Here is an 18524-nt window from a genome sequence, read left to right on the forward strand (position 1 = left end):
ATTGTATACAGTTTGGCGTACACACTTGGTGGACGCACGGACTCCCGCGCCGCCCACGCCCGTTCCCCTTGCTGCGCCAGGAGATGCACGATGACGGCCGAGACCTCTTCCACTGTTCAGACCATCCATCCCGTGGACCAGCGGCTGCCGTCAGGCAAGCTCGCGGCCCTGGGCCTGCAGCACGTGCTGGTGATGTACGCGGGCGCCGTGGCGGTGCCGCTGATCGTCGGGCGCGCGCTCAAGCTGTCGCCCGACGAGGTGGCGCTGCTGATCTCGGCCGACCTGTTCTGCTGCGGCATTGCCACGCTGATCCAGGCGCTGGGCGCCACGCAGTGGTTCGGCATCAGGCTGCCCGTGATGATGGGCGTGACCTTCGCGTCGGTCGCCCCGATGGTCGCCATCGCCAATGCCAACCCGGGCCAGAACGGTGCGCAGCTGCTGTTCGGCGCCATCATCGGCGCGGGCGTGGTGTCGATACTCATCGCGCCGCTGGTGAGCCGCATGCTGCGCTTCTTTCCGCCGGTGGTCACGGGCACCATCATCGCGGTGATCGGCATCAGCCTGATGCGCGTGGGCATCAACTGGATCTTCGGCAACCCGGTGGGGCCGACCGCACCGGCGCTGGTCGATCCGGTCTACGCGAAGTGGCTGGCCGAAGTGACGTCGCCGGGCAGCTCGATTCCCGCGGTGCCCAAGGGCTTTGCCATCATGCCGACGGTGCCCAACCCCAAGTACGCGGACCTGTCGGGTTTCGGCGTGGCGGCGCTGGTGCTGGTGTCCATCCTGCTGATCGTCAAGTACGCCAGGGGCTTCATCGCCAACATCTCGGTGCTGCTGGGCATCGTGATCGGCGCGGTGGTGGCGTCGATCACGGGGCTCATGACCTATGAGAAAGTCGGCAAGGCGGCGTGGGTGGACGTGGTGCTGCCGTTCCACTTCGGCATGCCGCAGTTCGACCCGATCCTGATCCTCACCATGACGCTGATCATGATCGTTGTGATGATCGAGTCGACCGGCATGTTCCTCGCGCTCGGCGAGATGACCGACCGCAAGATAACGCAGAAAGACCTTGCCAAGGGCCTGCGCACCGATGGCCTGGGCACGCTCATCGGCGGCATCTTCAACACCTTTCCGTACACCAGCTTCTCGCAGAACGTGGGCCTGGTGGCGGTCACCGGCATCAAGAGCCGCTATGTCTGCGTGGCCGGCGGCGTGATCCTGGTGGTGCTGGGCCTGCTGCCGAAGATGGCGGCGCTGATCGAGTCGCTGCCCACGGTGGTGCTCGGCGGCGCCGGGCTCGTGATGTTCGGCATGGTCGCGGCCACGGGCATCCGCATTCTCTCGGGCGTGGATTTCAAGGGCAACCGGCACAACGCGATGATCGTGGCGGTGTCGATCGGCATCGGCATGATCCCGCTCATTGCGCCCAACTTCAAGCAATGGATGCCGCACGCGATCCACTCGCTGGTCGAATCGGGCATCCTGCTGGCGTCGATCAGCGCGGTGCTGCTGAACCTGTTCCTCAACGGCGCGAAGCAGGACGACGAGGCCGTGATCGCGGCGGCCAAGCAGGCCGAAGCGCACTGAGGGCCGTCAGATCATCGCCAGCGGCGTCTTGCGCTGCGGCGGCGGGTGCAGGCGATCCAATTCTTCGAGCGTTGCCGCGTCCAGCACCAGCCGGGCCGCGGCGAGGTTCTCTTCGAGGTGCGTGCGGCGCACGGCCTTCGGAATCGCCACCACGCCGGGCCGCGCAATCACCGCGGCCAGCGCGAGCTGCGCGGCGGTCACGCCGAGCCGGGCGGCCAGTTCTTCCAACGCGGCATCCGCGGCCAGCGCGCCCTGGTCGATCGGGCTGTAGGCCATCAGCGGCATGCCTCGTTCGCGCATCCAGGGCAGCAGGCTGAATTCAGGACCGCGTTCGCCGAGCGACAGGTACACCTGGTTGGCCGCGCAGCCGGGGCCCTCGCCCACGGCCTGCGACAACTCCTGCATGTCGTCGACGTCGAAATTGCTCACGCCCCAATGCGCGATGCGCCCACGCGCTGCCAGCGCCTGCATGGCCTCGGCCGTTTCGCGCAGCGGATGGCTGCCGCGCCAGTGCAGCAGGTACAGGTCGATCATGTCGAGCCCGAGGCGCTGGAGGCTGCGCTCGCAGGCCTCCGGCGTGCCGCGCCGGCTCGCGTTGTGCGGATAGACCTTGCTCACGATGAAGAGCTCGTCGCGGCGCACGTCGCCCGTGCGCAAGGCTTCGGCCAGCGCCTGGCCGAGCACCGTTTCGGCGCCGCCCTCGCCGTACATCTCGGCGGTATCGATCAGGCGGTAGCCCATGGCGATGGCCTCGCGCACCGCGGCCACCTCGGCCTTGCGGCGGCCGGAGGCCTCGCCCATGCGCCAGGTGCCGAGGCCGAGGACCGGAATTTCGCTGGATGTGGAGAGGGGCAGTGTTCGCATCCTGCAAATCGTAAACCGCGCAGCCCGCAACGCCAGGGCCCCCCGGCGTTGGCGCAAGTCCTACAGCGCTTCGGCGTCCCGCCGACACACAGGGCGCGAGTTGAACCGCGCAATCTGCAACCCGGATGCGGCGCGCTCCTCCGGACTCCCTGCTGTGCTTTCGTGTGATCCATCAGGCACGAAACAAAGGGACATTCGGACAAGCCGGTGGACCCGCCCAATGAGCCTGGCTCGTGGGCCAAAGCGCATGGCATGAAGAGCGCGCCGCATCCCCCTTCAGGTCGGGCCATGCGGCGCCATGGCTAATTGACCTTGACCGGCGCTGGCACCGCCGCATTGCCGCCGGCCCCGCCGACGTTCGGCGCCAGCGTGCCCTTGACCGCATCGGGGAAGGTGTACATGCCACCGGACGCTGGATCGATGATCAGCATTCCCAGCAGCCCTCCGAGCATGAGGTTGCCTATGTACCAGCCGCTGACCTGGCTGTCGACTTGTTGCGATACGTCCGCGAAGCCTTCCTTCTTCATGGTGACCTTGTAGGCGTCGGACTTGAAGTACCCCGCGCCCCGCTTGAGCGTGACCGTGGACTTTCGCCTCGTTGATCCGGTGCGGGAATACCCTGCTGCGCAGCCGGCCATTCTTGCCTACATTGCTTGTATGCAAGATTGTGGTGATCTTGCATTCAACTGCTGGAAGGTCCGCCATGCCCCGCTTTGCCAAATCCCTCTTCGGCCAGGTCGTCATCGCGCTGGTGCTCGGCGTGCTCGCCGGCCTCTTCGCGCCGGAGTTCGCCGTCAAGCTCAAGCCGCTCGGCGACGGCTTCATCAAGCTGATCAAGATGATCATCCCGGTGCTGGTGTTCTGCGTGGTGGTGCACGGCATCGCGGGCGCGGGCGACCTGAAGCGCGTGGGACGGGTCGGCGTGAAGGCGCTGATCTACTTCGAGGTGCTGACCACCATTGCGCTGGGCATGGGCCTGGTGCTGGCTTTCGTGTTCCAGCCGGGCGCGGGCATGAACGTGGACCCGGGCAAGCTCGACGCCACCGCCATGAGCGCCTATGCGTCGAACGCCGACAAGCTCACGAGCGGCGGAACCGTCGAATTCCTGATGAAGCTGATCCCCACCACGGTGGTGAATGCCTTCGCCACGGGCGACGTGCTGCAGGTGCTGCTGTTCGCGGTGCTGTTCGGCTGCGCGCTGTCGCTGCTGGGCGACCGGGGCAAGCCGGTGGGCGCGGTGGTGGATTCTCTGTCGCTGGTGCTGTTCAAGATCATGGGCATCATCATCAAGCTGGCGCCGCTCGGCGTGCTGGGCGCCATCGCCTTCACCGTGGGCAAATACGGCATCGGCTCGCTCAAGCAGCTGGGCATGCTCGTCGCGCTCTTCTACGGCGCGGTGCTGGTCTTCGTCTTCGTGGTGCTCGGGCTGGTCATGCGCATGTCGGGCTTCAGCCTCTGGAAGCTGCTGCGCTACCTGCGCGAAGAGCTCGCCATCGTGTTCGCCACCACCTCGTCGGACAGCGTGCTGCCCCAGATCATGGCCAAGCTGCGCCGCATGGGCATCCGCGACTCGACGGTGGGCCTGGTGATTCCCACGGGCTACTCGTTCAACCTGGACGCGTTCTCGATCTACATCACGCTGGCGGCGGTGTTCATCGCCCAGGCCACCAACACGCCGATCTCGATGGCGGACCTGTTGACCATCCTGGCGATTGCGCTGGTCACTTCCAAGGGCGCGCACGGCGTACCCGGCTCGGCCATCGTGGTGCTGGCGGCCACGCTGCATGCGATTCCGGCCATTCCGGCCATCGGGCTGGTGCTGGTGCTCTCGGTGGACTGGTTCATGGGCATCGCGCGCGCACTGGGCAACCTGATCGGCAACTGCGTGGCGACGGTGGCCATTGCGGCGTGGGAGGGCGACATCGACCGCGAACGGGCCCATGCCGTGCTGGACGGCTCCTACTCGCCCGACGACGAGCCGCTGGCCGAGCCCGAGCTGCCGGTGGCGCCGCTGGGCGCTGGCGCCGCCAGCCACTGATGCCGATGGCCACCGACGTCACTCCCACCGCCATTGCCGAGCGGGTGGTCGAAGCCATCCTGGCGCAGAAGCTCGCGCCCGGCGAGCGGCTCGGCGAGCAGGCGCTGGCCGAGAACTTCGCGGTCAGCCGCACCATGGTGCGCGAGGCGCTCATGCAGCTGCAGGCGCGCGGCTTCGTCGAGGTGCAGTCGCGCCGCGGCTGGTACGTGGTGGAGCCCTCGGCCGAGGAGGCGCGCGATGCGTTCTCGGCGCGGCGCATCGTCGAGGCCGGCATCCTGGCCGAGAGCGAGGGCCGGCCGCTGCAGAAGGTGATCCGCAAGCTGCGCGACCACATCGCCGACGAGCGCCGCGCCATCGAGGGCGCCGACGCCGCCACGCGCGCCTTCCTGCTGGCGGACTTCCATGTGTGCCTGGCCGAGCAGATGGGGCACCAGCTGCTGGTCGACGTGCTGCGCGACCTCACGGCCCGCACCACGCTGGCCGCCACCCTCTACCAGTCCCGGCACGAAGCCGGGCAGTCCTGCGCGGAGCACGACGCCATCGTCGCTGCGCTGGAGGCCGGCGACACGGCCCGGGCGCGCACGCTGATGCTCGAGCACATCGGCAACGTCGAGCGCTCGCTCGAAGTGGACACCGCGGCCGGCCCCGACGCCCCGGCCCGGCTGCGCGCCACCCTGGCACCGGTGGCGCTGCCGCGCGCCCGGCGCTGATCCGCGGCCGGCGAGGTCCGGCCCCGGGTGCCGGCGCGGCGACGAACACAAGGGCATCCCGGCCGACACGGGCGTGCATTCCGGCTCGGCTACAGTCCGGATCACCTATGAATTCACCCCAACTCCAGCGCGGCGTGTTCCTCGCCCTGCTCGCCATCGTCACGGTCGCCTTCCTGTGGGTGCTGATGCCGTTCTTCGGCGCGGTGCTGTGGGGGGTGGCGCTTGCGATCCTGTTCACCCCGCTCTACAAGGGGCTGCTGCGCAAGATGCCCGGCCGGCACAACATCGCGGCGCTTTCCACCCTGACGATCTGCCTGTTCATCGTGATTCTTCCGCTGGCCATGGTCGGCGTGTCGCTGGTGCAGGAAATCGTGCAGGTCACACAGAACATCCGGTCGGGGCAGATCAATTTCGCGTCCTATTTCCAGCAGATCCTCAATGCACTGCCGCAATGGGTGCTGAGCCTGTTCGACCGCTTCAACCTCGGCGACATGGAAGCCTGGCAGGCCCGCATCTCCGCAGGCGCCGCGCAGGGCAGCCAGCTCATCGCGGGGCAGGCGCTCACCATCGGCCAGAACACCTTCGACTTCGTGATCAGCTTCTTCGTGATGCTGTACCTGCTGTATTTCCTCGTGCGCGACGGGTCTTCGCTGTCGAAGATGATGCGCGAGGCGGTGCCGCTGGCCAAGCCGCACACCCACTACCTGCTGAACAAGTTCACCACCGTGATCCGCGCCACCGTGAAGGGCAACGTGGCGGTGGCCATCGCGCAGGGCGCCATCGGCGGCATCGCGTTCTGGCTGCTCGGCGTGCAGGGCGCGCTGCTGTGGGCCGTGCTCATGGCCTTTCTCTCGCTGCTGCCTGCGGTGGGCGCGGCGCTCATCTGGGGGCCGGTGGCCATCTACTACCTCGCCACGGGCCATTTCTGGCAGGGCGGCATCCTGATCTTCGTCGGCGTGTTCGTGATCGGGCTGGTCGACAACATCCTGCGCCCCGTGCTGGTGGGCAAGGACACGCAGATGCCCGACTACATCGTGCTGATGTCGACCATCGGCGGCATGGCGATCTTCGGCATCAACGGCTTCGTGATCGGGCCCGTGATCGCGGCGCTGTTCATGGCAGCGTGGAGCCTGTTCATCGAGTCGGGCCAGCTGGAAGCCGAGCCCGGGGACGACAAGAAGAACAACTGACACAAGGCCCGGGCAGGGCTGCCCGGGGCGCCAGTCGAATGCGCGCCGCGCCTTCCGCGTGCACTTCGCGCAGGCATTCCTGGGTTTCATCGCAAGGCACTGGCGGGCACATGTCGCCTGCGGGATCGTCGAGGCTTCAATCACTGCGATGAGGCCCTTTCGATGAACTTCCTTCTCTCCCGTAACGGTGCACGCGCCCTGTGTGCCGCCGCGCTGCTTTCGCCGCTGGCCGCACTGGCGGCCGACCTGAGCCTTTCCGTCGCCGACGGCCCGGCCACCGAAGCCACGCTCTATGTGGCGCTGTACAACGACGCCGCCAGCTACGCCGACGGCAAGGCCGTGGCTTCGCAGACCGCGCCGATGCAGGGCGGCAAGGCCCGGCTCGTGTTCACGGGACTGGCGCCGGGGCGCTATGCACTTCGCGCGTTCGCCGATGAGAACGGCAACGGCAAGCTCGACGCCAACCTCATGGGCATGCCGACCGAGCGCTACGGCTTCTCGAACGATGCGAAGGGCAACCGGGGCGCGCCGGCCTTCGATGCCGCGGCGATCAGCGTCGACGCCGACCTGCAGACCCTCATCCACCTGCGCTGAGGAGCATCGCCATGGAACGACGCGAACTCCTGCGCCTGCTGGCGACGGCCGGCGCCCTCCCCCTCCTGGCACCGCTGGCCCGCGCGGCCGCCACCGACGACTGGCAAGCCCGGTTCGAAGCCTCGGGCGCGCCCTGGAAGACCGGCTTCGCCACGCCGCGAGGCGACCTGCCGCTGACCCGCGCCACGGTGCGCGGGCGCTTTCCCGATGCCGTGGCCGGCACGCTGTTTCGCATCGGCCCGGCGGGCCACGACCTGGGCGGCGAGCGCTACCACCACTGGTTCGACGGCGATGGCATGGTGCACCGCTTCGTGATTGACGGGGCCGACGTGCGGCACCAGGGCCGCTATGTCGCCACGCCCAAGCGCGAGGCCGAGGTGCGGGCGGGCCGCCGCCTCTTCGAAGCCTTCGGCACCATGCCGCCAGGTGTCGAGCCGCCCGCCTCGGCCGACAGCCTGAACGTCGCCAACACCAGCGTGCTGCCGATGCAGGGCGAAGTGCTGGCGCTGTGGGAAGGCGGCTCGGCCACGCGCGTCGACGCGCATACGCTGGCCACGCTGGGCGTGAAGACCTGGCGCGCCGACCTCGCGGGCATGCCGTTCTCGGCGCATCCCAAGATCGATCCGGACGGCACCGTGTGGAACTTCGGCGTGAGCGCCGGCCAGGGGCTGCTGGCGCTGTACGAGATTTCGCCAGGCGGCACCCTGCGGCGCGCGGCGGTGGTTCCGGTTGCCGACATGCCGATGGTCCACGACTTCGCGGTGACGGATCGGCACCTGGTCTTCCTGATGCCGCCGCTGGTCTACGACGGCAAGCGCAAGGAGGCCGGCGCGAGCTTTCTCGACGCCCACGTGTGGCGGCCGGAACTCGGCATGCGCGCGCTGGTGGTCGACAAAGAGAACTGGGAGCGCCGCCAGGTGCTCACGCTGCCGGCCGGCTTCCTGTTCCACGTCGGCAACGCGTGGGAAGAAGACACGCCGCGCGGCACGCTCATCCACATCGACTACGTGCGGTCGGACAACGCAAGCTCGGTCTTCACGACCAGCCGCGAAGTGATGCGGGCACGCCGCGTGAAGAGCCCCGATCCGCGCCTCACCGTTGCCACGCTGGACCTGGCCGCGGGCAAGGCCACGCAGCAAGCGCTCGCGCCCGAAGCCGAGTTTCCGCGCATCGACCCGCGCCGCGTCGGCCTGCGCCACCGCCATGTGTTGCACGCCACGCAGACCCGCCCCGATGTGCCCGGCTTCGGCGCCATCGCGCGAACCGATGTCGAAAACGGCGGCAGCGAACGCTTCAGCTACGGCGCACAGGCCATGGTGGAAGAGCATGTCTTCGTGCCGGACGGCGCCGGGCCCGGCTGGGTGCTGGGCACGGCGTTCGACTTCGGCCGGCAGAAGACGCTGCTGTCGTGCTTCGCGGCCGATCGGCTGGCGGCGGGACCGGTGGCGCAAGCGACGCTGCCTTATGCGCTGCCGCTGGGGCTGCACGGCGCGTTCGTGCCGGCTTGAGCATTGCGCGAAAGATCGGTTGCCTCGAACAAGCCACGATTCACGGGCCAGCAAACCCGTGGTTTCGCTCATTCAACGGATGTAGCGCGTCAGCACGGCAAGCACCGCCACGCCGAGCACAACGCTCCCCAGCGCGTTGCGCCAGCGCAGATAGCTCAATGCGACGCAGCCCAAAGCCAGAACTTGCAACGCCATCTGTGACCACAACGGGCCACCTCCTCGCGACCCTGTCAAGGTGGTTGAAACCAGGATCACCATGACGCAAAGCGGCAATTCCTGATTCAGGCGCAGCATCCATGGCGCCCGCAGCAAAGACTTGCTCATGAGCAGCGGAACCGCCCGCAGAAGGATGGTGATTCCGCTCATTGCGGCCAGAGATAGCCAAGGATCAACCGATTGCATCAATTCTCGACCTCTTCGTTGCTCGACACCGGTGGCGCGGCAACCGCACATGCCAACAGAACCACCAAGCCAAGGGCTAGTGCGCAGATCAACTCATAGCCGGGAAACCACGTGATCGCCAGGAGGACGCTGACCAAGCCTATGAGGACGGGCATCCAACGTCGGCGTGCAAGGTACTGTTCGATTGCCAGGATGGTGAAAAGCGCCGGAAGCGCCAAGTCGAGATTCGGAATCCAGCCACCCGCCTGACCGCCGAGCACCACGCCGAGACCCGTTCCCAAAATCCAGTAGGCGTGATTGCACAGGCTGATGCGTGTTGCAAGCCGTGGGCGTTCGGAAGCTGGCAGCGTGGTCAGTACGGAATAGTTTTCGTCCGTTAATGCGGCAACCACATAGGCCCTGCTGAGGCGCCGCAGCGGCAGATGATCAATCAACGGAACTGCGTAGAGCACATGCCGAAGATTGACGAGCAAGGTCGTCAAGACCAGTGCACCCAACCCCACGGGAGAAGTCAGCATGGCGATTGCCGCAAATTGCAGGGCACCTGCAAACACGAACATGCTCATCGCCACTGCGAGCAGCGGCGAAAGACCCGCTTGTACAGCCAGCACGCCAAATGCAAAACCTGTTGGGAGGTATCCCATGCCCACCGGCAAAGTCCGTTGGAAAACTTCAGCCCAGATCTGGCGCCTCATGGACGCCGAGAATTCCGTATTGCGCCATTCTTAAGCCTAGTCTCAGAATCCTTTGTCTGCCGCTCTATTCGGCTTGGAAGGCGTCTTATACATGTCGGTTGAGTTTTTCTGAGGTTCTGCATTTGCTTCATCTTTTTTGTCGGAACAAGCAAACAGGAATGTGCTCACGACGAGGATCAGAAACGGTTTCATTGAGATCAATCTCGCTACCGAGACGAGCGAAATGGTTGAGCGAAGAGGTGACGGCGAGTAGCGATCTGCCGACATGAGGCAGTGAGTCGACTGCTAGTTTGCAGTGGAAGCCAACGCGGCCGTAAACGTCGATTGTTTATCGCTGGCGAATTCCTGCAATTTCGCACAGAAGAAACAGGCATGCGAGGCACACGCAAGGCGGCACGTCCAAATCACAATTCGGCAACAAGATCCCAAATGGCTCGAGTCGCTTTGCAGGTGCGGATCTATCGCCCCCACCACCCCTCGGCAAACCGCCCCTGCAGGAACGCCACGAAGCCCGACACCTTGCCCGGCACCAGCTTGGGCGAGGGAAAGACGGCGTGGATCTCCTGCTCGGGCAATGCGTGGTCGCCCAGCACCTCGACCACCTTGCCCGCCGCGAGCGATTCGCTCGCAACGTAGCGCGGCATGAGCGCAATGCCCAAGCCGTCGCGCGCGGCGGCCAGCACGGCGGACAGGTTGTTGGAGCGGAAGCGGCCCGAGACGGGCACCGTCACCGCATCGCCCTTGGGCGTGTGCATGCGCCAGAACTCGTCGCCCACCACGCTGCTGTAGATGAGGGCCACGTGTGCGCTCAAGTCCTGCGCCCGCTTGGGCGTGCCGTGCTTCTTCAGGTACCCCGGCGCGGCGACCATGGCCCAGGGGTTGGTGCCGAGATAGCGCGCGCCCAGTGACGAATCGGCCAGCTTGCCCATGCGGATGGCGACGTCGATGCCCTGCGCGATGAGATCGACATAGCGGTCCTCGAAGCTCAGGTCGAGCTGCACCTGCGGATGCCGGCGCATGTACTCGAGTGCCAGCGGCACCACCACCCGGCGGCCGAAGGCCACGGAGGTGCCGACGCGCAAGAGCCCTTGTGCCTGGTTCTGGCGCAGCTGCACGATGCTCTCGGCCTCCTCGGCCTCGCGCACGATGTTCTTGCATTTCTCGTAGTAGAGCGCGCCCGGTTCGGTGAGGCTCACGCCGCGCGTGTTCCGGTTGAGGAGCCGCACCTTCAGCCGCGCCTCGGTGGCCGCGACCTGCTTGGTCACGGTGGGCTGGGTGGTGTGGAACTCGAGCGCCGCTTTCGAGAAGCTGCCGGTCTCGACCACGCGCACGAACATTTCCATTGCCAAGAGTCGGTCCATGGCCGGATGGTAGCCAGTTATTCCAAGACGGAATAGGTTTTATGGTCCCCAGCCGTCTTCTTCGAATGGCCTTCGCTTCCTAAAGTGGGCCCAACTCAAGGAGACAGTCCCATGGCAAAAATGAAAGCAGTCCAGGCCGCCGTGCTGGTGATGGAAAAAGAAGGCGTGACGCAGGCCTTCGGCGTGCCCGGTGCGGCCATCAACCCGATGTATTCCGCGCTGCGCCAGCGCGGCAGCATCGGCCACATTCTCGCGCGCCACGTCGAGGGCGCCTCGCACATGGCGGAGGGCTACACGCGTGCCGTGGCCGGCAACATCGGCGTGTGCATCGGCACCTCGGGGCCCGCGGGCACCGACATGATCACGGGCCTGTATTCGGCCTGGGCCGATTCGATTCCGATCCTCTGCATCACGGGCCAGGCGCCGCGCGCCCGGCTCTACAAGGAAGATTTCCAGGCGGTCGACATCGAGTCGATCTCCAAGCCGGTCACCAAGTGGTCGGTCACGGTGCGCGAACCCGGCCAGGTGCCGCAGGTGTTCCAGCAGGCCTTCCACCTGATGCGCTCGGGCCGCCCGGGCCCGGTGCTGATCGACTTGCCGTTCGACGTGCAGATGGCCGAGATCGAATTCGACATCGACAGCTACGAACCGCTCACGCCCTACAAGCCGGCCGCCACGCGGGCGCAGATCGAGAAGGCCATCGGCATGCTCAATGCGGCCGAGCGTCCGCTGATCGTGGCCGGTGGCGGCGTGATCAACGCCGATGCGAGCGACCTGCTGGTGCGCTTTGCCGAGGCCACCGGCGTCCCGGTGATTCCCACGCTGATGGGCTGGGGCGCGATTCCCGACGACCATCCGCTGATGGCCGGCATGTGCGGCCTGCAGACCAGCCACCGCTACGGCAACGCGACCATGCTGGCGAGCGACTTCGTGCTGGGCATCGGCAACCGCTGGGCCAACCGGCACACCGGCTCGATCGATGTGTACACCAAGGGCCGCACTTTCGTTCACGTGGACATCGAGCCCACGCAGATCGGCCGCGTGTTCACGCCGGACTTCGGCATCGTGTCGGACGCCAAGGCTGCGCTGGAGCAGTTCGTGGCGGTGGCCGAGGAGATGAAGGCCGCCGGCAAGCTGCCCGACCGCCGCCCATGGGCCAGGGACTGTATCGAGCGCAAGAAGACCATGCTGCGCAAGACCAACTTCGACAGCGTGCCGATGAAGCCGCAGCGCGTGTACCAGTGCATGAACAACAACTTCAGCAACGACACCTGCTACGTGAGCACCATCGGGCTCTCGCAGATCGCGGCCGCGCAGTTCCTCCACGTGTACAACCCGCGCCACTGGATCAACTGCGGCCAGGCCGGCCCGCTGGGCTGGACCATTCCGGCCGCGCTGGGCGTGCGGGCCGCCGACCCGTCGCGCAAGATCGTCGCGCTTTCGGGCGACTACGACTTCCAGTTCATGATCGAGGAGCTGGCCGTGGGCGCGCAGTTCAAGCTGCCGTACATCCACATCGTGGTCAACAACTCCTACCTCGGGTTGATCCGCCAGGCGCAGCGCGGCTTCGAGATGGACTACTGCGTGCAGCTCGCGTTCGACAACATCAACGCGGGGCCCGATGCGGGCATCGAGAGCAGCTACGGCGTGGACCATCTCAAGGTGGTCGAAGGCCTGGGCTGCAAGGCGATCCGCGTGAACAAGCAGGAAGAGATCGCACCGGCGATCCAGCGCGCCGAGGCGCTGATGGCCGAGTTCAGCGTGCCGGTGGTCATCGAGGTGATGCTGGAGCGCGTGACCAACATCGCCATGGGCACCGAGATCGACAACATCACCGAGTTCGAGCCCCTGGCCGAGCACCCGGCCGATGCGCCCACCGCCGTTGCGGCCGAGATGCTGGACTGAGCACGGAGACACGCACCATGCCCAAGTTCGCAGCCAATCTCACGATGCTCTTCACCGAGCTGCCGTTCATGCAACGCTTCGAGGCCGCCGCCAAGGCGGGTTTCGAGGCGGTGGAATATCTGTTTCCCTACCCCTTCGAGAAGAAGGAACTCGCGGCCGCGCTGCGCGCCAACGGCCTGCAGCAGGTGCTGCACAACCTGCCGGCCGGCGACTGGGACAAGGGCGAGCGCGGCATCGCCTGCCATCCGGACCGCACCGGCGAGTTCCGCGAAGGCATCGCGATGGCCATCGACTACGCCACCGCGCTGGGCTGCCCGCAGCTCAATTGCCTGGTCGGCAAGCTGCCGGCGGGCGTGAGCACCGAGGCCGCCCACAAGACCGTGGTCGAGAACCTGCGGCTGGCCGCCGGCGAACTCGAAGCGGCCGGCCTGCGGCTCTTGATCGAGCCCATCAACACCTTCGACATCCCGGGCTTCTTCCTGACGCGCACCGACCAGGCACTCGCCCTGATCGAGGAGGTGGGATCGTCGAACCTGCGCGTGCAGTACGACATCTATCACGCGCAGCGCATGGAAGGCGAGCTGGGCAACACGCTGTCCAAGCACCTTGCGCGCATCGGCCACATCCAGCTGGCCGACAACCCCGGGCGCGGCGAGCCGGGCACGGGCGAGATCAACTACCCCTGGCTCTTCAGGCACATCGATTCGATCGGCTACGAGGGCTGGATCGGCTGCGAATACAAGCCGCGCACCGACACGGTCGACGGACTCGGATGGCGCCAGGCCCTGGCCCCGCAGAAGTGAACCCAGACAACAGCACCCAAGGAAACTGAAGACATGTCGCAATCGCAAAAAATCGGATTCATCGGCCTCGGCATCATGGGCGCGCCCATGGCGGGCCATCTGCTCGACGCGGGCCACCAGCTGTTCGTGAACACCCAGGGCAACACGCCCGAGCCCTTCATCTCGAAGGCGACCATCTGCGCCTCGGCCGCCGAGGTGGCGCGCCTGGCCGACGTGATCTTCATCATGGTGCCCGACACGCCCGACGTGGAGAAGGTGCTGTTCGGCGAGCCGGGCACGCAGGGCGTGGCAGAAGGCCTGAAGGACTCATGCGGCAAGATCGTGGTCGACTGCAGCTCCATCGATCCGATTGCCACCAAGGCCTTTGCCAAGCGCATCCTCGCGCTGGGCTGCGGCTACATCGATGCGCCGGTGTCGGGCGGCGAAGTGGGCGCCAAGGCCGCGAGCCTCACGATCATGTGCGGCGGCGACGAAGGCACTTTCGGCCAGGTGCGCCCGCTGCTCGAGAAGATGGGCAAGAACGTCACGCTGGTGGGCAACGTGGGCGACGGCCAGGTCTGCAAGGTGGCCAACCAGATCATTGTGGCGCTGAACATCGCGGCCGTGGGCGAGGCGCTGCTGTTCGCGTCCAAGGCGGGCGCCGATCCGGCCAAGGTGCGCCAGGCGCTGATGGGCGGCTTTGCCAGCTCGCGCATCCTCGAGGTGCACGGCGAACGCATGATCAAGCGCACCTTCGCGCCGGGCTTCCGTATCTCGCTGCACCAGAAGGACCTGAACCTCGCGCTGCAGAGCGCCCGTGCGCTGGGCGTGGCGCTGCCCCAGACGGCCGGCGCGGCCCAGTTGATGAATGCCTGCGCGGCGCTCGGCCACGGTCAGCAGGACCACTCGGCCCTGGTGCGCGCGCTCGAGGCGCTGGCGCAGCACACGGTGACCCCGGACTGAACCTCCGGCTCAGGTCTTCGCGGCCTCGAGAGATTCCTTGAGGTTGCGCCGGCGCCATGCCCAGGTCTTGATGGCCTGCGGCAGGATGCCGATGCACGAGGCGTAGTAGGTCACCTTGAAGCCCCAGAAGCGCGGGCCGATGGGCGTGTCGCGGAACAGGTCGCCCGCCAGGATGGACAAGAGCGCCTCCTGCATGCGCCAGATGTTGCGCGGCGCCATGAAGAGGCGGCGGATGGCGGGCGAGGTGATGCGGTAGATGAACCACGAGAACATCTTCGGCCCGTGCTTCATGACCTTTTCATAGTGCCGGAAGGCGCGCTCGGCTTCCTTCGCCTCGCCCTTGAGCCATAGATCAGCGGCGGCGGCAGCCTCGAAGCCGCTGTTCATCGCCAGGTATACGCCCGACGAGAACATCGGGTCGACGAAGGCATAGGCGTCGCCCACCATCATGAAGCGGTCGCCGCGGCAGAACTTGGAGTCGTAGGCGTAGTTTCCGGTGGTGGTGGCGCCTTCCATCAGCGTGGCGTTCTTCAGGCGCGCGGCCAGCTTGGGCGCGAGCGCAATGGTCTGCATGAGGAAATCTTCCAGCGACGCACCCTGGCGGCGCTTGAAGTACGCGGGCGAGGCCACGGCGCCGACGCTCACGGTGCCGTCCTTGAGCGGGATGTACCAGAACCAGCCGTGGTCGAACCAGAACAGCGAGATGTTGCCCTCGAAGCGGCCCGGCCGGCGCTCGGCATTGGCAAAGTGGCCATAGAGCGCCGCGCTCGCATGCTTGCGGTTGCGCTGCTTGGCATCGAACTGGTTCGACAGCAGCGTGTCGCGTCCGCTGGCATCGATCACGAAGCGCGGGCGCCACTGGATCTCGGCGCCGTCGTCGGCCTTGACCTTCACCAGCGGCCGGTTGCCGGGCGTGCCCTTGCCGGCGTCCATGTCGACGCCGGTGACCCGCTGGCCTTCGAAGGTGCGCACCCCGCGCTTGGCGGCGTGGCGGAACAGCAGCTCGTCGAACTCCGAGCGGCGCACGTGCACGGCATACGGAAAGCTCTTGTCCATCGCCTCGCCGAAGTCGAAGTGGCTGGTGTGGTCGTGCCACGGCGAGACAAACTCGGCGCCGTGCTTCTTGATGCCGATCGCCTCGACCTCGGTGCGGACGCCGAGCCGGTCGAACAGCGGCATGTTCATGGGCAACAGCGATTCGCCGATATGGAAGCGCGGGTGCTGCGCCTTCTCGATCAGCACCACGTCGTGCCCCTTGTCGGCCAGCAGCGCCGCCACGGTGGAGCCCGCGGGCCCGCCGCCGATGACCACGACGTCGGGCTCTGTGCTGGTGAAAGGTCCTGGCGTCATGCGCTCCATCCTGGGTCGTTCTTCATTGTTGACGTTGGCCGGCCGGTGGGCCGATGCACGGGGATGCCGGCCAGGCAACCCCGGCAGCAGCGCGGAGTTTAGCGAGTCGGGCGCCCGGCGCTTGCGGCTTGTTGCATCACGGCTCGCTCTCCCTGAGGCGGAAGGCCATGCTTTTGCGGTAGCCTCATTGCCCGTCAGAAACAAGGAGACTTTTCATGGCTGCACCCCTGTCACCCGCAGAAGAAGCTCTTCGCGAAGCAGCGCGCGAATACCACCGATCCCCCGTCCGGGGCAAGATCTCGATCACCCCGACCAAGCCGCTCCTGAACCAGCGCGACCTGTCGCTGGCGTATTCGCCGGGGGTGGCCTACCCGTGCCTGGACATCGCGGCCGATCCGTCGATGGCGGCCGAATTCACCGCGCGCGGCAACCTCGTGGGCGTGGTCACCAACGGCACGGCGGTGCTGGGCCTGGGCAACATCGGCCCGCTGGCCGCCAAGCCGGTGATGGAAGGCAAGGGCTGCCTGTTCAAGAAATTCGCCGGGATCGACGTGTTCGACATCGAACTGGCCGAAAACGACCCCGACAAGCTGGTCGACATCATCGCGGCGCTGGAGCCCACGCTGGGCGGCGTCAACCTCGAGGACATCAAGGCGCCCGAGTGCTTCTACATCGAGAAGAAGCTGCGCGAGCGCATGAACATCCCGGTGTTCCACGACGACCAGCACGGCACCGCCATCATCTCGGCCGCTGCGCTGATCAACGGCCTCGAACTGGTGGGCAAGAAGATCGAAGACGTGAAGATCGCCGTCTCGGGCGCCGGCGCGGCCGCCATCGCCTGCCTGGACGTGATGGTGGGCCTGGGCGCCAAGCCCGCCAACATCCATGCCTGCGACTCCAAGGGCCTGATCTACATGGGCCGCGCGGGCGGGTTCGACGAATCGAAATCGCGCTACGCCCAGAAAGACACCGGCGCCCGCACCCTGGCCGACGTGGTCAAGGACGCCGATGTGTTCCTGGGCTGCTCCGCGCCCGGCGTGATGAGCGCCGACATGGTCAAGACCATGGCCGGTCAGCCGATCATCCTGGCGCTGGCCAACCCGGAGCCCGAGATCCGCCCCGAGCTCGCCAAGGCCGTGCGGCCCGACTGCATCATCGCCACAGGCCGGTCGGACTACCCGAACCAGGTCAACAACGTGCTGTGCTTCCCGTACATCTTCCGCGGCGCGCTCGATTGCGGCGCGAGCAAGATCACGGAAGAAATGAAGCTGGCCTGCGTGCGCGAGATCGCCGAGCTCACCAAGGCCGACATCAGCGAGGAAGTCGCCACGGCCTATGCCGGGCAGGAGCTGTCGTTCGGCCCCGACTACATCATTCCCAAGCCCTTCGACTCGCGGCTCATCCTGCGCATCGCGCCGGCCGTGGCCAAGGCGGCCGCGGCTTCGGGCGTGGCCACGCGCCCGATCGAAGACCTGGATGCCTATCGCCAGCACCTGACGCGCTTCGTCTACCAGACCGGCATGTTCATGCGGCCGGTGTTCAGCGCCGCCAAGATCGCGGCCTCCAAGCGCGTGGCCTACGCCGAGGGCGAGGACGAGCGCGTGCTGCGCGCCGCCCAATGGGCCATCGACGAAGGCCTGGCCCAGCCCATCCTGGTGGGACGCCCCGCGGTGATCGAGGCGCGCATCCAGAAGGCCGGCCTGCACATCCGCGCGGGCACCGACTTCGAGATCGTCAACCCCGAGGACGATCCGCGCTTTCGCACCTACTGGGAGAGCTTCCACCAGCTCATGGGCCGCCGCGGCGTGACGCCGGAGGCCGCCAAGACCATGGTGCGCCGCTCCAACACCACCATTGCCGCGCTGATGATGCACCTGGGCGATGCCGACGCCATGATCTGCGGCCTGGTCGGGCGCTTCGACGTGCACCTGGAACACATCCGCAACCTCATCGGCCTGAAGCGCGGTGCGCCGGGCTTTGCGACGCTGAATGCGCTCACGCTCGAGAAGCGCACGGTGTTCATCACCGACACCAACGTGAACGAAGACCCGAGCGCCGAACTGCTCGCGAGCATTGCGCTGATGGCGGCCGAAGAGGTGCGCCGCTTCGGGCTGCCGCCGAAGGTGGCGTTTCTCTCGCACTCGAACTACGGCACCTCGAGCCGCGGCTCGGCCCGCAAGATGCGGCTCGCGCGCGACCTGTTCGCGCAGCTGGCGCCCGACATCGAATGCGACGGCGAGATGCACGGCGATGCGGCCCTGTCGGAAGAAGTGCGGCGCACCGCCCTGCCCGACAGCACGCTCACCGGCGAGGCCAACCTGCTCGTGTGCCCCAATCTCGATTCGGCCCACATCCTCTACAACGTGCTGAAGATGACGGGTGCCAACGGCATCACGGTCGGCCCCATCCTGCTGGGCGCCGCGGGCTCGGCGCACGTGCTCACGCCTTCGTCGACCGTGCGGCGCGTGGTCAACATGACGGCACTGGCGGTGGCCAACGCGACCACGGCGCTGAAGTAGGCGCTCGCCGCAAACCCCCGGGTGCAACCCGGGGGTTCGCACCAATCGCGTGCGGG

At 66.7% G+C, this 18524-nt stretch carries 16 protein-coding genes; 10 read left to right on the top strand and 6 right to left on the bottom strand.

What is annotated here, in order from left to right; translation table 11 throughout:
- Positions 1-90: 90 nt before the first annotated feature.
- On the top strand, positions 91-1587 hold the full coding sequence (locus ABID97_RS22265) for a nucleobase:cation symporter-2 family protein (RefSeq protein ID WP_354400817.1): 1497 nt from the start codon (positions 91-93) through the stop codon (positions 1585-1587).
- Between the two features lie 6 nt (positions 1588-1593).
- Here the strand turns inward: ABID97_RS22265 and ABID97_RS22270 are convergent, their stop codons facing one another.
- Complete coding sequence (locus ABID97_RS22270) at positions 1594-2451, bottom strand: aldo/keto reductase (protein ID WP_354400819.1); 858 nt, start codon at positions 2449-2451, stop codon at positions 1594-1596.
- Between the two features lie 302 nt (positions 2452-2753).
- On the bottom strand, positions 2754-2978 hold the full coding sequence (locus ABID97_RS22275) for a hypothetical protein (RefSeq protein WP_354400821.1): 225 nt from the start codon (positions 2976-2978) through the stop codon (positions 2754-2756).
- Between the two features lie 176 nt (positions 2979-3154).
- Between ABID97_RS22275 and ABID97_RS22280 the strand changes: the two genes are divergently transcribed.
- The 5 genes from ABID97_RS22280 to ABID97_RS22300 all read left to right on the top strand — a co-directional run bounded on the left by ABID97_RS22280 (position 3155) and on the right by ABID97_RS22300 (position 8491).
- Positions 3155-4489, top strand: coding sequence for a C4-dicarboxylate transporter DctA (locus ABID97_RS22280; RefSeq protein WP_354400823.1), 1335 nt, complete (start codon positions 3155-3157; stop codon positions 4487-4489).
- Positions 4490-4494: 5 nt separating this feature from the next.
- On the top strand, positions 4495-5199 hold the full coding sequence (locus tag ABID97_RS22285; RefSeq protein ID WP_354401840.1) for a GntR family transcriptional regulator: 705 nt from the start codon (positions 4495-4497) through the stop codon (positions 5197-5199).
- A gap of 107 nt (positions 5200-5306) precedes the next feature.
- Positions 5307-6389: an AI-2E family transporter gene (locus ABID97_RS22290; protein WP_354400825.1), complete on the top strand. Its 1083-nt coding sequence runs from the start codon at positions 5307-5309 to the stop codon at positions 6387-6389.
- Between the two features lie 162 nt (positions 6390-6551).
- Positions 6552-6983: a DUF2141 domain-containing protein gene (locus ABID97_RS22295; protein ID WP_354400827.1), complete on the top strand. Its 432-nt coding sequence runs from the start codon at positions 6552-6554 to the stop codon at positions 6981-6983.
- Between the two features lie 11 nt (positions 6984-6994).
- Positions 6995-8491 carry a carotenoid oxygenase family protein gene (locus ABID97_RS22300; protein WP_354400829.1) on the top strand — a complete coding sequence of 499 codons (1497 nt, stop codon included), beginning with the start codon at positions 6995-6997 and terminating at the stop codon, positions 8489-8491.
- A gap of 72 nt (positions 8492-8563) precedes the next feature.
- Here the strand turns inward: ABID97_RS22300 and ABID97_RS22305 are convergent, their stop codons facing one another.
- The 3 genes from ABID97_RS22305 to ABID97_RS22315 all read right to left on the bottom strand — a co-directional run bounded on the left by ABID97_RS22305 (position 8564) and on the right by ABID97_RS22315 (position 10949).
- A complete protein-coding gene (locus ABID97_RS22305; protein WP_354401841.1) occupies positions 8564-8893 on the bottom strand; it encodes an AzlD domain-containing protein in 330 nt (109 codons plus the stop codon).
- Complete coding sequence (locus ABID97_RS22310) at positions 8893-9588, bottom strand: AzlC family ABC transporter permease (RefSeq protein WP_354400831.1); 696 nt, start codon at positions 9586-9588, stop codon at positions 8893-8895. Before ABID97_RS22310 ends, ABID97_RS22305 begins: the two co-directional genes overlap by 1 nt.
- 458 nt (positions 9589-10046) lie before the next feature.
- Entirely contained in the window at positions 10047-10949 is a 903-nt protein-coding gene (locus ABID97_RS22315; RefSeq protein ID WP_354400833.1) for a LysR family transcriptional regulator, read from the bottom strand.
- Positions 10950-11060: 111 nt separating this feature from the next.
- Here ABID97_RS22315 and gcl point away from each other — a divergent pair, with 111 nt between their 5' ends.
- From gcl to ABID97_RS22330, 3 genes are read left to right on the top strand one after another with little or no spacing between them, the layout of a single operon-like run.
- A complete protein-coding gene (gene gcl / locus ABID97_RS22320) occupies positions 11061-12854 on the top strand; it encodes a glyoxylate carboligase (protein WP_354400835.1) in 1794 nt (597 codons plus the stop codon).
- Positions 12855-12871: 17 nt separating this feature from the next.
- Positions 12872-13657 (top strand): hydroxypyruvate isomerase, encoded by a 786-nt coding sequence (hyi, locus tag ABID97_RS22325; RefSeq protein WP_354400837.1) that lies wholly within the window; start codon positions 12872-12874, stop codon positions 13655-13657.
- Positions 13658-13690: 33 nt separating this feature from the next.
- Positions 13691-14599: a 2-hydroxy-3-oxopropionate reductase gene (locus tag ABID97_RS22330; RefSeq protein WP_354400838.1), complete on the top strand. Its 909-nt coding sequence runs from the start codon at positions 13691-13693 to the stop codon at positions 14597-14599.
- 9 nt (positions 14600-14608) lie between these two features.
- On the opposite strand, the gene ABID97_RS22335 is transcribed toward ABID97_RS22330, so the two are convergent.
- Entirely contained in the window at positions 14609-15949 is a 1341-nt protein-coding gene (locus ABID97_RS22335; RefSeq protein ID WP_354400839.1) for an NAD(P)/FAD-dependent oxidoreductase, read from the bottom strand.
- A 215-nt stretch (positions 15950-16164) separates the two neighbouring features.
- Here ABID97_RS22335 and ABID97_RS22340 point away from each other — a divergent pair, with 215 nt between their 5' ends.
- Positions 16165-18468 carry an NADP-dependent malic enzyme gene (locus ABID97_RS22340; protein WP_354400840.1) on the top strand — a complete coding sequence of 768 codons (2304 nt, stop codon included), beginning with the start codon at positions 16165-16167 and terminating at the stop codon, positions 18466-18468.
- Positions 18469-18524: the final 56 nt, after the last annotated feature.

Source organism: Variovorax sp. OAS795 (assembly GCF_040546685.1).
Lineage (GTDB): Bacteria > Pseudomonadota > Gammaproteobacteria > Burkholderiales > Burkholderiaceae_C > Variovorax.

Bases quoted from the DNA above. Each gene is read 5' to 3' on its own strand.
- ABID97_RS22290 (WP_354400825.1), top strand. From the start codon at position 5,307: ATGAATTCACCCCAACTCCAGCGCGGCGTGTTCCTCGCCCTGCTCGCC.
- ABID97_RS22310 (WP_354400831.1), bottom strand. From the start codon at position 9,588: ATGAGGCGCCAGATCTGGGCTGAAGTTTTCCAACGGACTTTGCCGGTG.
- ABID97_RS22270 (WP_354400819.1), bottom strand. From the start codon at position 2,451: ATGCGAACACTGCCCCTCTCCACATCCAGCGAAATTCCGGTCCTCGGC.
- ABID97_RS22315 (WP_354400833.1), bottom strand. From the start codon at position 10,949: ATGGACCGACTCTTGGCAATGGAAATGTTCGTGCGCGTGGTCGAGACC.
- ABID97_RS22335 (WP_354400839.1), bottom strand. From the start codon at position 15,949: ATGACGCCAGGACCTTTCACCAGCACAGAGCCCGACGTCGTGGTCATC.
- ABID97_RS22275 (WP_354400821.1), bottom strand. From the start codon at position 2,978: ATGAAGAAGGAAGGCTTCGCGGACGTATCGCAACAAGTCGACAGCCAG.
- ABID97_RS22300 (WP_354400829.1), top strand. From the start codon at position 6,995: ATGGAACGACGCGAACTCCTGCGCCTGCTGGCGACGGCCGGCGCCCTC.
- ABID97_RS22340 (WP_354400840.1), top strand. From the start codon at position 16,165: ATGGCTGCACCCCTGTCACCCGCAGAAGAAGCTCTTCGCGAAGCAGCG.
- ABID97_RS22280 (WP_354400823.1), top strand. From the start codon at position 3,155: ATGCCCCGCTTTGCCAAATCCCTCTTCGGCCAGGTCGTCATCGCGCTG.
- ABID97_RS22330 (WP_354400838.1), top strand. From the start codon at position 13,691: ATGTCGCAATCGCAAAAAATCGGATTCATCGGCCTCGGCATCATGGGC.
- ABID97_RS22265 (WP_354400817.1), top strand. From the start codon at position 91: ATGACGGCCGAGACCTCTTCCACTGTTCAGACCATCCATCCCGTGGAC.
- gcl (WP_354400835.1), top strand. From the start codon at position 11,061: ATGGCAAAAATGAAAGCAGTCCAGGCCGCCGTGCTGGTGATGGAAAAA.
- hyi (WP_354400837.1), top strand. From the start codon at position 12,872: ATGCCCAAGTTCGCAGCCAATCTCACGATGCTCTTCACCGAGCTGCCG.
- ABID97_RS22295 (WP_354400827.1), top strand. From the start codon at position 6,552: ATGAACTTCCTTCTCTCCCGTAACGGTGCACGCGCCCTGTGTGCCGCC.
- ABID97_RS22285 (WP_354401840.1), top strand. From the start codon at position 4,495: ATGGCCACCGACGTCACTCCCACCGCCATTGCCGAGCGGGTGGTCGAA.
- ABID97_RS22305 (WP_354401841.1), bottom strand. From the start codon at position 8,893: ATGCAATCGGTTGATCCTTGGCTATCTCTGGCCGCAATGAGCGGAATC.